We start from the raw sequence: 16,093 nt of genomic DNA, 5'->3' as shown, positions 1-16,093 counted from the left end.
AATCAAGGAATGCAACGGATGAAATATCAGAAATACTAACCAACATAACGCAAGGTACGAACAAAGTGAACGAATCGACGAACAAGGTAGTAGGAACGATAGGAGAAATAAACGAAAAGATGGTGAATGTACAACAAAGTTTCAACCGGATAAAAGAAAGGATAGAAAGGATGGACCAAGGGATAGAAAACATGACGGCAAGTGCAGAAGAACAAAGTGCAAGTGCGCAAGAGATGAGCACAGCGATGGACAGGGTAGCGAAAGCGGTAACAGAGATAAGTGAACAACTAGAAAGGTCAAGAAGTGTAATAGACGAACAAGTAAAACAAGGGGTAGGGATAAACGAAGAAGCGAAAGAGTTGAGTGAGTTAGCCACAGAGTTAAAAGGATTAGTTGGAAGTTTTAAAATATAAAATTTTGCTGGGTTGTGCAAAAAGATTTTTAATTGAACAAAGATTTTGGATTTGGGGATCTTAAGGGGTTTACCCCTTAATGCTAACAAATAAAGTGAAAAGGTTGAAAAGTGATTGTTCCTAATATTAGTTGATTGGATAAACTTACTATTGACAATGCTGAATAGAATATTTTAAAATGGATGTAGTTAGATGTGGATTTTACCATTAGTACTAATGGTAAAAAAACAAAAAAGAGGAGGTTAGTAAAATGAAGAAAGTTCTTTTGGTTTTTCTGGTGTTTTTATTGACATTTGGTGGTGCTGTACTCGCGAAGGATGAGGTATTGATAGGGCTTTCTGTTGCTAATTTGCAACTTGAAAGGTGGCAAAAAGATAGAGATATTTTTGTCGATACCGCCGAAAAACTTGGGGCAAAGGTTATTGTACAATCGGCCAATAACGATGATTTACTACAAGTTTCTCAGGTAGAAAATATGATGAATCAGGGAGCTGATGTATTAGTTATCATTGCACATGATGGTTATATTATGGGAAGTGTGGTTGAAGAGGCTCATGCCAATGGAATTCCAGTGATTGCGTATGATCGTCTTTTAATGGAATGTGATTTGGATTATTACATTACTTTCGATCCAATAAGAATCGGGGAAATTCAAGCACAATATTTGGTTGATAAGAAACCAAAAGGTAATTATTTCCTACTCGGAGGATCTCCAACCGATATGAATGCACATTTTGTTAGGGAAGGTCAAATGAAGGTTCTTCAGCCTTATATTGATAGTGGAGCAATAGAAATAGTAGGAGACCAATGGGCAAAAGACTGGTCAGCACAAGAAGCTATGAAAATTGTGGAAAATGCTTTAACCGCAACTCAAAATCAGATTGATGCAATTGTTGCTTCCAACGATAGTACAGCTGGAGGAGCGGTAGAAGCATTAAAGGAACAGGGACTAGCAGGAAAAGTTTTAGTATCTGGTCAAGATGCAGATTTGGTTGCCTGCCAGAGAGTAGTTGAAGGTACACAAACAGTGACTGTCTATAAACCTATAAAGGATATCGCTACTATGGCTGCTATTATGGCTGTTTCAGCGGCTAAGGATATTCATATTCCAACAAATGGAACAATTAACAATGAGTATAAAGAGGTATCTACTTTCTTCTTGGAACCTATTCCTGTTGATAAGACTAACATTGTAGAAACAGTTGTAAAAGATGGTTTTCATAAGTTAGAAGATGTATATAAAAATGTTCCCAGATCTCAATGGCCGAAAGTAGATTAAACAAAATTTTGAATATTTGGGTTAGGGGTCAATCCCTAACCCTCTCAGTCTAATTTCTATGACGTATAACAATTGAGGTGATTAAATGGCCACTCTTTTAGAATTGAAAAACATATCAAAAGAGTTTCCTGGAGTAAAAGCTCTTGAAAATATCAATTTAAAAATAGAAGAAAATACGATCCATGCTCTTTGTGGCGAAAATGGAGCAGGGAAGTCTACTTTGATAAGTATTTTAGGTGGAATATATCCATTAGGAACATATGAAGGTGAAATTTATTTACATGGTGAAAGAGTGAAATTTAGAAATCCTAAAGAGGCTGAAGAAGCTGGGATAGCTGTTGTTCACCAAGAATTGAGTCTATTTGATGAATTAAATATCGTTGAAAACATCTTTATGGGAAAAGCTATTGTAAAAGGTGTTTCGATAGATTGGAATGAAATGATCAAGGAAACTCAGAAATGGTTAAAAAAATTGAAGATGGAGAATGAAAATGTTCTTACTAAAGTAAAATACTTAGGTTCCGCAAAACAACAGTTAATTGAAATTGCTAAAGCGTTAGTTAAAAATTGCAACATTTTAATTTTGGATGAACCAACTTCCTCTTTAACAGAAAATGAAACAAAGATATTATTTGATATTTTGAAAGAGTTGAAATCTGAAGGGATCACCTCTATTTATATTTCACATAAGCTTGACGAAATTTTTGAGTTAGCTGACACAGTCAGCGTTTTAAGAGATGGTAAATTAATTGACACAAAGCCGATTAGTGAAGTAAAAGAAAGTGATCTCATAAAAATGATGGTGGGGAGAGAAATAAATCAAATGTTCCCCAAAAGGCATTATATTCCCAACGAAATAGTATTTGAAGTGAGTAATTATACACTTTATGAGAAATATGATCCTCAAAGAAAAGTCGTTGAAGATGTTAGTTTTAACCTTAGAAAAGGAGAAATATTAGGTCTTTTTGGATTAGTTGGTGCCGGTAGGACAGAATTAATGACTAGTATAATAGGATTCAATTCGAGTAATAAAAGAGGAAAGATATTTTTGAACGCTAAAGAATTAGAAATAAGTTCACCAAGGCAAGCGTTAGAACTAGGAATAGCTTATTTATCCGAAAATAGGAAAAATTTGGGGATATTTCCCAATTTATCTGTAAGGCAAAACCTGTCAATTACTTTTATTAAAGAGTTCGGTAGTTATTTTAAAATATCTGAAGAAGACGAAATAGTAGAAGCTCTTAGAATGATCAAACAATTAAATATTAAAGCTTCTTCTCCAGAAGCGAATATCACTACTTTAAGTGGGGGAAATCAACAAAAAGTTTTACTTGGTAGAAATTTGATAAGGACACCAAAAATATTGATTATGGATGAACCTACAAAAGGAATAGACGTTGGGGCCAAACAAGAAATATATTCATTAATGAATGATTTAACATCTCAAGGTATATCAATAATTATGATTTCTTCTGAATTACCAGAAATAATAGGTATGAGCGATAGGGTAATAGTTATGCATGAAGGTAAGTTTATGGGAGAATTAGAAAATATTAATCACGATTTAACCCAAGAAGAAGTTATGTACCTTGCAACTGCGACTGAAGGAGGAGGGGTATTTTGAAAAAGAAAAAGATTAATTTAAATTTAAGATCATACATGATGATAATAGCTTTAATAGTAATTTGGGTTTTTTTTGCCATCTTGACCGAAGGTTCTTTTTTAAGCGCTAGGAATATTTCTAATTTGTTTAGACAATCAGTGTTTCTATCGGTATTAGCAATGGGGATGGTATTTGTTATAATATTAGGGCAAATAGATCTTTCGGTTGGTTCTATTGTAGGACTAACAGGAGGCATTGTAGCAATTTTGCATGTATGGTTCGGAATGGATCCCTTAATTTCTATCCTCATTACTTTAGGTATTGGACTTTTGATAGGTTTATGGAATGGATATTGGGTAGCTTATCGAGGAGTTCCAGCCTTTGTTGTTACATTAGGTGGTATGCTCATTTTCAGAGGAATACTATTAGGAATTACAAAAGGTACTACTATTGGTCCAATGAGAGGTTTTTTTGAGTTTCTAGGGAAGGGCTATCTGTCCAATATTATAGGGATAATAATAGGAGTTATCGGTGCTATTTTTATAATTGTAGCAGAACTTAATTCATGGAAAAAGAAAAAATCTCATGGATTAAATGCTCCTTCTTTAAAAGTGGAATTTTTAAAGTTATTAGCTTATACTTTATTAATAGCTATTTTTATTCTAATTTTTAATTCTTATCGAGGAGTTCCTTTTCCCGTATTAATAACTCTTATTCTTTTAATATTTTTTACTTATATTTCTCAAAATACAGTTTTTGGAAGATATATATATGCAATTGGTGGCAATAGTCAGGCGGCAACTTTGTCTGGGATAGACGTAAAAAAGATTACACTTATAGTTTTTATGATTAATGGATTGTTAGCAGCTTTTGGAGGTATTTTTTTAACTTCTCGACTTAATGCTGCATCAGTTTCAGGCGGAGAAGGAGCGGAGTTAGATACAATAGCTGCGTGTGTTATAGGTGGTACAAGCTTAATGGGTGGAATTGGTACTGTTGTTGGTGCAGTAATTGGAGCGATTGTTATGGCAAGTTTAGACAATGGAATGAGTCTTATGAATGTCCCTGTGTTTTGGCAGTCTATAATAAAAGGGTTAGTATTAATATTTGCAGTATGGTTTGATGTTGCAAGTAAAAAGAAAGAGGCATAACTATTTGCAAAATAACATATAGGAGGTCTTAAAATGGCAGAATACTTCAAAGATATTAAAAAGGTTGAGTATGTAGGTAAGGAATCAAAGGATCCACTAGCTTTTCATTATTATGATCCCGAGAGAAAAATTGGTAATAAAACTATGGAAGAACACTTGAGATTTTCTGTGGCATATTGGCACACTTTCACTGCAGAAGGAAGGGACATGTTCGGGGTCGAAAGTGCCAACAGAGAATGGAACAAATTTTCGGATCCGTTAGATAAAGCTTACGCAAGATGTGATGCAGCATTTGAGTTCATGAGCAAATTAGGGGTTAAGTATTTTTGTACCCATGACAGAGACTTAGTTGATGAACAAGAAACGTTGAGAGAAACAAATAAGTTATTAGATAAAGTAGTAGAAAGAATAAAGGAGAGAATGAAAGAAACAGGTATAAAGCTTCTTTGGGGAACGTCAAATCTTTTCACTCATCCAAGGTTTATGCAGGGTGCAGCTACATCTTGTGATGCAGATATATATGCATATGCCGCTGCACAGGTGAAAAAAGCACTTGAAATAACTAAGGAATTAAATGGTGAAAATTACGTTTTCTGGGGTGGAAGAGAAGGATATGAAACCCTTTTAAACACTAATATGGAGTTGGAATTGAACAATTTGGCTAATTTTTTACACATGGCTGTAGATTACGCCAAAGAAATTGGTTTTGATGGCCAATTTTTGATAGAACCCAAACCAAAAGAGCCCACAAAACATCAATATGATTTTGATGTTGCGAACTCTTATGCATTTTTACAAAAGTACGATCTTGATAAGTATTTCAAGTTCAATATAGAAGCAAATCATGCCACTCTTGCTGGTCATACTTTTCAACATGAATTAAGGTATGCAAGGATAAATAATATATTGGGAAGCGTTGATGCTAACATGGGTGATCTATTGTTGGGATGGGATACAGATCAATTCCCAACAAACGTATTTGAAAACGTTTTGGCAATGTATGAAATACTTAAGAATGGAGGAATAGCTCCGGGTGGTTTGAACTTTGACTCACATGTTAGAAGACCTTCTTACGAAAATATTGATCTGTTTTACGCTCATATAGCAGGAATGGATGCATTTGCGTTAGGATTGATATTAGCCAATAAGATTTTAGAAGACAAAGTTTTGGAAGACTTTGTAGAAAAAAGGTATAATAGTTTTAATGAAGGAATGGGTAAAAAGATAGTAGATGGACGAACTAATTTCAAAGAACTCGAAGAGTATGTACTAGATAAAAAAGTGGGAGTACCAAAATCGGGAAGACAAGAATATTTGGAAAACTTATTAAATTTGTGTATCTACGAATAGACAATAAATCAGGAGGCTTTGTTTTGAAGATAAAGAAAATCAATGCAGAAAGAATGGGATATTCAAACAAATTAATGGTTTTCAATTTAATCAGATATTATTCTGGAATTTCAAGAAATGAGATTTCTAAGCTTACAGGTTTGGATAAAAGTACTGTGACAAAGATAACGTATGATTTAATTTCTAAAAAATTAATAGAAGAAGGAGATAGAAAATCTTCTAAAGGGGTTGGAAGGAAACCTATAAAACTGGAAGCAGCAAAAGGTGTTGCTGCTTCCATTATCGTTAAGGTTGGAGTTGAAAAAACAGTCGTAGGTCTTGGATATATGAACAATTCAATAAATAAGATTGTTGAATTTGAAACCCCAAAAAATTTTAATGTTTTTATTGGTAAATTAGCTGTTGAGATAAAAAGAATATATGAAAATGCTAATGGGAATAATATAGTAGGCCTTTCTTTTTCTTTTCCAGGAATGATCGATAGGAAAAACTTGATTATCGAATACGTACCCCATTTTAATTGGAGTGAGATCGATCTTAGAGGAGCAATTTTGAAAGAACTACCTCAATGTGACAAACCAATTTTCGCTGCAAATGAGGCAAAGTTAGCTCTACAAGCAGAGATGTATTTTAACAAAAATATCGCAAACCTCAACAATGGAGTCTATGTTTTCATATCTCAGGGAATAGGAGGAGCTTTGCTTATAGACGGTCAAATTCATTTGGGACCTAATTACACAGCGGGTGAATTTGGTCACATGAGCATCGATGAAGATGGAGAAAAATGTTTTTGCAATAATCAAGGATGTTGGGAAACGTTTGCCTCAATTGATACCGTTTCTAAGATATACGAATACAGCAATGGACGATTGGAAGGCAACAATTACGAAGAAAAATTCAGGAATCTTCTTTTAAAAGCCGAAAAGAAGGAAGGAAACGCCAATGAAATAATTAAACAGATGTTGTATTATTTAGGAGTAGGAACAGTTAATTTAATAAATATCTTGAATCCTGAGTTTGTAATTTTTGGGGGGTATGGGTATCTTTTTCCTGATGATTATTTCACAGAGATTCAAAATATTATAAGGACGCGAACTCTGAAACCAGCATTAAAATCTTTTAAAAAACCTTTGAGACCATTTTTTGATATAGATACAGCATGTCTAACGGGAGCAAATTTAAGGGTGATGGATGATTTTGCAGAAAAAGCTGTTATTTAGAATGAGGTGATCAGTTTGCACAAATATTTAGGAATAGATGTTGGAACAACCGGATTGAAGGGTTTAGTTGTATCTGAAGAAGGAGAAGTTTTGGATAGTTATTCCTATCCATTAGAAATGAAAGTTCCCAAACCTGCATGGGCTGAACAAGACCCTGAAGATTGGTGGATTGGTGTATACGACATATTAAAAAAAGTGTCCAGAACGCATCAAATAGATGTAATAGGGTTTTCCGGACAAATGCATAGCTTAGTGGTTTTGGATGAAAATAATAAACCTATTAGGCCCGCAATCCTTTGGTGTGATCAAAGAACCACTCCCCAATGCAAAGAAGCTACAGAAGCTTTTGGTGGTGAAGAAAAGGTTATCTCCAAAATAGGCAATCCCTTTTTGGAGGGTTTCACTTTCCCAAAAATACTGTGGTTAAAAGAAAATGAAACAGATAATTTTAAAAAAATAAAGAAGATTCTTCTACCTAAGGATTATATAGTTTTTAAGCTAACAGGAACCATTGGCATAGACTACTCCGATGCGTCTGGAACAGCTTGTTTTAATGTAAAAACAAATTATTGGGATGAAGAGATATTTGAAACTTTTGGTATTAATATGGATATAATGCCTGAATTGTATCCTTCTTATGGGATTCGAGGTGAAATAAAAGAAAACCTACAAAAAGAATTAGGATGGAAGAACACAAAAGTTGTTTCAGGAGGAGCAGATAATGCATCAGCTGCGTTTGGGATAGGTATATCGAAAGCAGGAGAGTCGATGGTTAGTATTGGAACTTCGGGTACTGTTCTAACTCTTACTGATAAAAAAGAACCTGATTTATCAGGAAAAACACATTACTTTAACTATGTAATAAAAGATAAATATTATTACATGGGTGTAATGCTTTCAGCCGCTCATTCTCTAAATTGGGTTAAAAATCGATTTTTTCCCAGTTTGGATTGGGCAGAAATAGAAGAAAGAATAAACCAATCAGTACCAGGTTCAAACGGTGTTATTTTTCTTCCTTACTTAAACGGAGAAAGAACCCCACATAGAGACCCTAACGCAAGAGGTGTGTTCTTTGGAATTTCTTCTTTGAATACTGAAAACGACATACTAAGGGCAACCATGGAAGGTATAACCTTTGGCCTTAGAGATTCCTTTGAACTTATAAAAGAAAAAACCGAGATAAAAGATATTAGAATAGTTGGGGGAGGATCCAAAAATAAAAGTTGGGCAAAGATTGTTGCAACAAACTTCAAAATACCCGTTAAAATGCCTAAAATTGATGAAGGCGGTGCGTATGGAGCAGCTATGTTGGCTGCAGTAGGAGATGGCCAAAAGCTTGAAGATGTTTTAAAATGGGTAAGATTCAAAGAAATTATTGAACCTAATTATCAAGATACAAAGATTTACGATGATTATTATGGAATTTATAAGAATTTGTATAAATCGTTGAAAGGAAATTTTGAAGAGTTGGCAAAAATTCAAAGATGATATATAAAAGAGCGGCTTTAGCCGCTTTTAAAATTTTTAGTTTAATTCCGACTTTTTTTGTGATATAATTATTGTTGATTATTAAACAGTAAGGGGTACATGGCGAAGCCCGTTTCGATTCAGCTGGGTAAAGGATTATAACTTGCTTCCTTAGATGTGTGGACTGCGGGGCAAAAGGCAAAGAACTTTTATCCTTATGGGTGGGCTGCGGGGTGAAGGGGCGCTATATATAGTTTTAGAATTTCTAAAGACTGTAAAATTAATCACTTCGAGGGGGCATTAGAAAAAATTGAAAGTATTATTTATGAACAAGTTAAACTCGTACTGGAAAGAAAAAATTAGGGAATTGAAGAAATTATTTCCCAACGATGAATTTCTAGATAGTGAAGAAATCAGCAATGTAGAAAATGCTATGGAAGTTACAGATGCAATAGTGTTTGGTGGAGACTTGGATGAGAATATCTTGAGAAAATCAAAGAATTTGAAAATAATTTTTGTTCCATATGCTGGGGTGAACCAATTACCCTTAGAAATACTAAAAGAAAAAGGCATTAGCGTTGCAAATAGTCATGGTAACGCTAGAATAGTGGCAGAAAGGGCTTTTGCCCTTGCTTTAGCTCTTCTTGGGAAAATTGTGCCTTATCATAACGATTTAAAAGAAGGAATTTGGCATGGATTTAGTGCTGGAGAAAGTGTTAAAGATTCATGGGTATCTATTCAAAACAAAAGTTGTGCAATATTGGGATTAGGCAATATAGGGAAAAATCTTGCACAAATGCTTAAAACTTTTGACTGTAAAATTGTGGGCTATAAAAGAAATGCAAATATAGATATTGAAAATGTGGATGAGATTAGTTCTGATTTAGATTATGTAATAGAAGAAAGTGAAATTGTATTCGTAACTCTACCTTTGACGAAATATACAAAAGGACTTATCGATGAAAAGGTGTTTAATAAAATGACTGGCAAGTACATAATAAACGTTGGAAGAGGTGATGTTATAGATCAAAGGGCACTATACGAAGCTTTGAAATCTAAAAAATTAGCTGGAGCCGCTATAGATGTTTGGTATAATTATCCCTCCAAAGAAAAGCCATCAATTTTGCCAGCTAATTACCCAATTCATACCTTTGATAACGTTGTTTTGTCTCCACATGTTGGAGGCTATAACACTGAAGCTACGAGGTATAGTATCGATGAAACCATAGAAAATATAAAAGGCTTTCTAAAAAGTGGTACGGCAAAAGACTTAATTGATTTAGAATTTGGATATTGAATTTAAAGCATAAGTGTTGAACGCAGGTACTTTATAGAATGGCAAGCAAAAGGGCTCCGATAAAAAATAAGATTTTTAATATGTCTGAAGCCTTAGAGTAAAACGAGATATTATCGTTTGGGTTGACAAAAAAGATCCCCGTTTTTTCCTCTTTGGTTTCAAATATGTTGGTGATTCTTCCATATTTATCGATTGAGCCGGTTAAGCCTGTATTTGAAACTTGAATGAAATCTCTTCTCGTTTCTACTGCTCTAAAAACGCCCTGACTGAAGTGTTGAAACAGGCCGGTTTTTGAATTAAACCAACCGTCGTTAGATATTGCAATCAATAAATTTGCTCCATTCTTAGCTTGATTAATTGAAACTTCAGGAAAATAAGTTTCAAAACATATTTGTACACCAAAATTAGTTCCGTCTAATGAAAAGGTTGAGTATTCTTCCCCAGGAGTATAATAGTTTAATAATCTAAAAACATCAAAGTTTCCAAATATAGTTTCATACGGTAAAAATTCGGCAAATGGTGTTAATTTAACCTTATCGTAGATACCCTCAATACTCCCATGTTGGTTATATACCCAGGCAGAGTTAAAATGGTTATCGTTTTCTATCCTTGGGTGTCCTAATATTACAGGTTTGTATAAGTTTTGAATGTCTCTTACCATTTGACTTTCTATTTCTGATTTTGAGATGTCTTCAAGAAAAGTTGATTCTGGAAAAACTACTACATCCACATCCCTATTTTTAAATTCGTCGATATTCTTAGAAAAAGTTGAATAATCTTGTATTGGATTTGAGAAGTACTTGATCTCTTGAGGAACATCCGTTTGAACGACTCCAACCTTTATGGAATCGTTTGTGCCATTGATAGGAGGTAGATACCTCACTATAGCAAAGTTAGAAATGTATATAGTAGTAAATATGGCAAGAATTTTAAATACCTTGTCACGTGAATTATCGAAAGCTATCAAGGCATTGACGAAAACTATGATAAAAGTGAGACCAAAAGACCCTATAATAGAGGCAATTTGTATTATTCCAGTATGATCGTAAAGGGCGTATGATAAATTTCCTCCCATAAAAGCCAAATCTCCAAAACCCCTCAAAATTTCCGCAACAGTGTAGGCAAAAGAATAGAAAAAGACCAATGAAAGATAATTGTATTGTCTATCTTTTCGATGATAAAGTTCTGATAAAAGCCAAATGATGAGATAAGGTATCATTAAAAGTACTATCATTCCAACGTATCCAAAAAAACCAACGATTGGAGAATAATTTTTTAAAATTTGGGGTATATTTTTGGTTAAAGTAGGAAGCAGCCACCAAAGAGTAGTTACAAGCATGGAAGAGGAATATATTATCGTATGGAGTAATCTTTCATAGTGAGTTTTTGATCTGGTCATATTCCTCAGAAAGAAAACCAATGAAAACCAAATGAAAAAAGAAAATAAATTACCTGGCATAGCCAAACCGGTTAAAACACCTGAAATTAAAGTAAGTAGATAATTCATAACTACCCCCTGAATTATATTTTGAAAATCTTGTTTCTTGTATAATTATGCTGTCGTTACAATATTATACAGCAAACTTTGTGATAGTTCAAGAAATCTGATATAATTAGGATAACTAACAAAATCTGTATAGCTGCTTTATCCTTAGAGGGTGGGGAGCGGGGCAAAAGGTAAAGAATTTTTATCCTTATGGGCGCTATATATAAAGTTTTAGAATTTCTAAAGATAGAAAAATCTGTATAAGAGGGGGTAAAAAAGATGTCTAAATTGGAAGAATTTAAAGAATTTCAAGCCAAAATTTCAAGATACAGTCAAGCTATTGCACTAATGCACTGGGATTTAGAAACTAACGCTCCAAACAATGCTTTTGAGTATCGTTCTAAAGCTTTAGGAGAACTTATGGAGTCACTGTTTAGAATGTCCGTTTCCGATCAGATGGGTGAATTTTTGGATTATTTTTCAAAGAAGGAAAATTATGATGAATTAAGTGATATTGATCAAGCAATGGTAAGGGTAACCAAGAAAGATTTCGATAAGTTTAAAAAGTTGCCTCCACAACTTATCCGACAATTAGCCGAAACGACTTCAAAAGCAGGTCATTTTTGGAAAAAAGCCAGGGAAGAAAATAACTTTTCTTTGTTTGAACCTTATTTGCAAGAAGTCGTATCTTTAGAAAAAGAACAAGCAGAGGCTTTAGGATATGAAAAAAATAGATATGATGCTCTTTTAGACTTATTCGAGCCTGGAATGAAAACAGAAACGTTGAAAGGCACAATAAATTACTTAAAAGAGCATCTCCTACCCTTTATGAAAGAGCTTTTAGAAAAGGGAAAAGAACCAAGGTACGATTTTTTTGAAGGTGATTTCGACGTAAATAAGCAGAAAGAGTTATCTCTGGAAGCGTTAAAATTTATGAATTTCGATTTCGATTCTGGACGTATGGACATGTCTGCTCATCCTTTCACTACAAAAATTGGTCCAAGGGACGTTAGAATTACAACAAGATACAACAATAAAGATTTGAGATATTCTTTATTTTCAACTATGCACGAAGGTGGACACGCTTTATACGAACTTCATATCCCTGAAGAATTTTTTGAAACTTCTTTGGATGAAGGTACTTCTATGGCTGTGCATGAATCTCAATCAAGATTTTGGGAAAATATTATAGGAAGAGGTCCTCATTTTTGGGCGTTCTTTTCTAAAAAGTTGAAAGATATTTTCCCATCTTTTGAGGGAATAAGCAGTGATGAACTTTATAAAGGTGTCAATATAGTTAAAAAAGATTTCATCAGGACTGAGGCAGATGAAGTAACTTATAACTTTCATATTATGTTGAGATTTGAAATCGAAGAAGCACTGATCAACGATAGAATAAAGGTAAATGAATTACCAACCGTTTGGAACGATAAAATGAAAGAATATTTAGGTATCGTGCCACCAAACAACGCCGTAGGTGTTTTGCAAGATGTTCATTGGTCAAATGGGCAATTTGGTTATTTTCCTTCATACATGTTGGGCAATCTTTACAGTGCTCAATTGTTCTCAAAATTGAAAAAAGATTTAAAAGATTATCCATCTCAAATAGAAAAAGGAGATTCAAAAGAAGTTTTGAACTGGATGGTTGAGAATGTCCATAAGTACGGTAAAATGTACGAACCAGAAGAACTTTTGAAAAAGGTTACAGGTGAAACTCTTAATCCCAAATATTTTGTTGACTATATAAAAGAGAAGTTTTCTGCAATTTATGGATTATAATTAAAATCCCCCATCTATATACGATGGGGGATTTTAAAATGTGCGCCCAGCATGCGCAATAGCTAAGCGGTGAAAGTCCGCTGTGGACCAGATAGCGGGAACCACTAGTCGAAGGCAAGGGTGTCCATCGTGAGGTGGAATCTGAAGGAAGCCCAAGGCAAAGTCCCGGTCCGATGAACAAGAACCAGATACAAGGCTAAGTGAAGTGGACGAGTTTGCATTTCAAAACGAAGTCCAATAGCTATCCAGAACTTCACGGAGTAAATCTGGCGGATAGATGGGATGAAAGTTATTGCACTTACCTGGGGAGATCTCAAGAATACGCTGATAAGGCAACCCATGCAGCAATGTATGGCTGAATCTTGAGAAGTCAGCAGAAGTCATAGTACTCATTGGAAGATGAGGAAGGACTGAACAACAGGAGGTTTCGAATCTTGAAAGATGCGAAGGGACTAAGAAAATGGGGTTAACTTCGATCCTGGAAACGTATAACCTAAAGCATGAATTCTGTTGAACCGCCGTATACCGAACGGTACGTACGGTGGTGTGGGAGGACGGTAGATAAATTAATTATCTACCTCCTACCCGATTGATCTGGCTTATTTGTTTTCTTTTTCGCCTTTTTCTTTTTTCTCTTCTTTTGATAATTTCTTGAGGTTTTCACTCACATAGTAATAAAATGTGCCTTCTTCGTATTCACCGTTTTCATTTGGTGTCCCTGCTTTGTAATCTGTCATTAGTTCGATCGCTTCGTCTATATTATCAATCGCCCAAATATAGAACTTTCCATTTTGTATATCTTCGTTTATTTCGTCTTTTAATACAATATTATCAATATTCTTACTTGGAATAATTACCCCTTGGTCTCCTGTAAAATTGAGATTTTTACAGGCGTCGTAAAATCCTTCTATTTTTTCGATTATTCCTCCGACTGGTAAAGCTTCTCCGCTTTGATTCATAGATCCGGTGATGGCAATATTTTGTTTCAATGGAATGTTAGCTATAGAAGACATTAAAGCCAGAGTTTCTGCTATTGTAGCGCTGTCTCCTTCAATGATAGAGTAAACTTGTTCAAAATTTAAAGAAACGCCGAAGCCTGTTTCTATAAAAGAAGAAAATTTATGTTTGAAATAGTTTTCTATTATCAATGAAGATTTTTTGTATATTTTCCCGCTTAAATCAATATCCCTGTGTATATTTATGATTTTTTCAGAAGAGGATCTGTAACTTTTTGCTGTTATTTTGACTGGATGGCCAAAGGTGAAATCTCCTGTATCCAAAACAGTCAATCCATTTATTTGCCCAATTTCAGAGCCTTCAGTTCTTATGTCAATCTTTTGTTCTTTAATTGCATTAAATAATTTTTTCTTATGAAATGAAAACATCTTTTCTCTAAACTTTATAGTATCTTTTATATCTTTGGAGGTTATATATGGGCTTGTTCCATTTTTTCTAGAAATGTTGCAAGAGTCTATTAGTAGATTCTTAATTTCCCCCAATTTTAAAGAGAACCTTTTGTTATTTCCATTCATCCTACAACTGTACTTGATTATCTCTTCAATCGCATCTTTTGTAAAATGTGAGATATCGTTTTCTTCCACTGTGTTGCTTAAGAAAGCTAAAAATTTATTTAAATTCTCGTTACTTAACTCTGCCTCATAGTCAAATTGTGATTTTATAGGAAAAAGTTTTTCGAATTCGCTATCGTAAACTCTTAATAAATCGTACACCCATTCTTCTCCAATGAGTACTACTTTAACGGTTAAAGATAAAGGTTCTGGTTCCAAACTTTCAACGTTCGAATAGCCTTCAGCAGTTTGAATATTTTCAATTTTTACTTCTTTTTCAGATAAAACCCTTTTAATTACCTCCCAAGCGTAAGGTTTTCTTAAAACTTTTTCCGCTTCCATGATTAAATAACCACCATTTGCCCTGTGGAAAGCCCCCGATTTTATCATTGTAAAATCAGTTTGGAGAAGTCCCATTTGGGAATAATACTCTATTCTACCAACCAAATTTGAAAAAGTGGGGTTATCTTCTTCTATCACAGGAGCACCTTGTAGATAAGAATTATCTACTACAATGTTGACATTGTATCTTTTTTCTTTAAGATAAGTTATTAGGTTTTGATTTTCAGAAGTTAATTGGGATAAATGAGAAGCTATGTCTTCTTTTAAGTTTTGAAGGTATTCAAAAACATCTGAATATTTGAGATATTTCTTTTCAAGGGGTTCAAAAAGCTTAGCTAAGCTAAATGCAGCCCAATAGCGTCGTAAGTTTTTAACTTCCTCCCAGTATTCTTTATCCATCTCCGTGATCTTTACCATAGTTTTTTCAATTAATTCTCGCAACTTCTCTGAATTTTTTCTAAAATACTCCTTTATCTCTTCTGGAAGATTTTCAAACTCTGAGCTGCTTATTTTTTTGCCGTCATACACTGGAACGCTGACTATACCTTTTTCAGAAGCCTCAAGTATAAAACCAAGAGATTGAGCCTGTTTTCTTAGATCGGACCACAATTTTTCCCTCTGCTCGTTGTATTCTTTTTCTAATGAACTTAATCTTTGTTGGAATTCTTCCGTCTGCATAGTTTTATTTAAAACTTGTACAGACGAATTAATAATAGATTGCAATTCAGATTTGAAATTTTTGGCCTCTCCTGCGGGTAGTTTCAATAGCTTGGGTTTCTTTTCTTCTTTGAAATTAAAAACATACAGAAGATCTTGAGGAGCTTTTTGAGTTAATGAAATTCTTTCGATGATCTTTCGAGTCATACCTCTTCTACCACTACGGTTTGGACCAACAATGAAAACATTGTTTGAATCGTTACTGCTTTCCAAGGCAAATTGTAGGATTTCACATGCATCCGTTTGTATGGTGTAATCTTGATAAGAACCAATTTTTATTTCTGAAGTGTTATCGATGTTGATATCTGGGATTTTAATTTCAAAATCACTTAAAGTAAGTTTCATGATTCATGCCTCCTTTATTTGCACTTTTACCACCTTTAGAAATTCTAAAAACTTGATAAATAGCGCCCCTTCGCCC

At 34.1% G+C, this 16,093-nt stretch carries 12 protein-coding genes; 10 read left to right on the top strand and 2 right to left on the bottom strand.

Annotated features, from left to right (window positions below; translation table 11 throughout):
• From X927_RS05160 to X927_RS05125, 8 genes are all read left to right on the top strand, one after another.
• The coding region (locus tag X927_RS05160; protein WP_245855476.1) for a methyl-accepting chemotaxis protein at positions 1-413 on the top strand (413 nt) is incomplete at its 5' end.
• 250 nt (positions 414-663) lie between these two features.
• Positions 664-1,692, top strand: a complete 1,029-nt coding sequence (gene xylF, locus X927_RS05155) for a D-xylose ABC transporter substrate-binding protein (RefSeq protein WP_103077033.1) — start codon at positions 664-666, stop codon at positions 1,690-1,692.
• Between the two features lie 85 nt (positions 1,693-1,777).
• Positions 1,778-3,316, top strand: a complete 1,539-nt coding sequence (locus X927_RS05150) for a sugar ABC transporter ATP-binding protein (RefSeq protein ID WP_103077032.1) — start codon at positions 1,778-1,780, stop codon at positions 3,314-3,316.
• Positions 3,317-3,351: 35 nt separating this feature from the next.
• Entirely contained in the window at positions 3,352-4,446 is a 1,095-nt protein-coding gene (locus tag X927_RS05145; protein ID WP_103077034.1) for an ABC transporter permease subunit, read from the top strand.
• 33 nt (positions 4,447-4,479) lie between these two features.
• Positions 4,480-5,796, top strand: a complete 1,317-nt coding sequence (xylA, locus tag X927_RS05140; protein ID WP_103077031.1) for a xylose isomerase — start codon at positions 4,480-4,482, stop codon at positions 5,794-5,796.
• Positions 5,797-5,819: 23 nt separating this feature from the next.
• Positions 5,820-7,016 carry an ROK family transcriptional regulator gene (locus X927_RS05135; protein WP_103077030.1) on the top strand — a complete coding sequence of 399 codons (1,197 nt, stop codon included), beginning with the start codon at positions 5,820-5,822 and terminating at the stop codon, positions 7,014-7,016.
• Positions 7,017-7,031: 15 nt separating this feature from the next.
• Positions 7,032-8,504, top strand: coding sequence for a xylulokinase (gene xylB, locus X927_RS05130; protein WP_103077029.1), 1,473 nt, complete (start codon positions 7,032-7,034; stop codon positions 8,502-8,504).
• A gap of 289 nt (positions 8,505-8,793) precedes the next feature.
• Positions 8,794-9,780: a 2-hydroxyacid dehydrogenase gene (locus tag X927_RS05125; protein ID WP_103077028.1), complete on the top strand. Its 987-nt coding sequence runs from the start codon at positions 8,794-8,796 to the stop codon at positions 9,778-9,780.
• A 31-nt stretch (positions 9,781-9,811) separates the two neighbouring features.
• Here the strand turns inward: X927_RS05125 and lnt are convergent, their stop codons facing one another.
• Positions 9,812-11,287 (bottom strand): apolipoprotein N-acyltransferase, encoded by a 1,476-nt coding sequence (gene lnt / locus X927_RS05120; protein ID WP_103077027.1) that lies wholly within the window; start codon positions 11,285-11,287, stop codon positions 9,812-9,814.
• Between the two features lie 258 nt (positions 11,288-11,545).
• Here lnt and X927_RS05115 point away from each other — a divergent pair, with 258 nt between their 5' ends.
• Both X927_RS05115 and X927_RS10175 read left to right on the top strand, forming a co-directional pair.
• On the top strand, positions 11,546-13,045 hold the full coding sequence (locus X927_RS05115) for a carboxypeptidase M32 (RefSeq protein WP_103077026.1): 1,500 nt from the start codon (positions 11,546-11,548) through the stop codon (positions 13,043-13,045).
• 215 nt (positions 13,046-13,260) lie between these two features.
• Positions 13,261-13,404 (top strand): hypothetical protein, encoded by a 144-nt coding sequence (locus tag X927_RS10175; protein WP_169925148.1) that lies wholly within the window; start codon positions 13,261-13,263, stop codon positions 13,402-13,404.
• A 240-nt stretch (positions 13,405-13,644) separates the two neighbouring features.
• On the opposite strand, the gene X927_RS05110 is transcribed toward X927_RS10175, so the two are convergent.
• Entirely contained in the window at positions 13,645-16,017 is a 2,373-nt protein-coding gene (locus X927_RS05110) for a Lon protease family protein (RefSeq protein ID WP_103077025.1), read from the bottom strand.
• Positions 16,018-16,093 lie beyond the last annotated feature (76 nt).

The sequence above is a fragment of the Petrotoga mexicana DSM 14811 genome, assembly GCF_002895565.1.
GTDB lineage: Bacteria > Thermotogota > Thermotogae > Petrotogales > Petrotogaceae > Petrotoga > Petrotoga mexicana.
The sequence above is the reverse complement of the archived record's forward strand: the minus strand, read 5'-3'. Positions and strand labels throughout refer to the sequence as shown.

Coding starts and splice junctions, on each gene's coding strand:
- X927_RS05115 (WP_103077026.1), top strand. CDS start 11,546: ATGTCTAAATTGGAAGAATTTAAAGAATTTCAAGCCAAAATTTCAAGA.
- X927_RS05145 (WP_103077034.1), top strand. CDS start 3,352: ATGATGATAATAGCTTTAATAGTAATTTGGGTTTTTTTTGCCATCTTG.
- X927_RS05110 (WP_103077025.1), bottom strand. CDS start 16,017: ATGAAACTTACTTTAAGTGATTTTGAAATTAAAATCCCAGATATCAAC.
- lnt (WP_103077027.1), bottom strand. CDS start 11,287: ATGAATTATCTACTTACTTTAATTTCAGGTGTTTTAACCGGTTTGGCT.
- xylA (WP_103077031.1), top strand. CDS start 4,480: ATGGCAGAATACTTCAAAGATATTAAAAAGGTTGAGTATGTAGGTAAG.
- xylF (WP_103077033.1), top strand. CDS start 664: ATGAAGAAAGTTCTTTTGGTTTTTCTGGTGTTTTTATTGACATTTGGT.
- X927_RS05150 (WP_103077032.1), top strand. CDS start 1,778: ATGGCCACTCTTTTAGAATTGAAAAACATATCAAAAGAGTTTCCTGGA.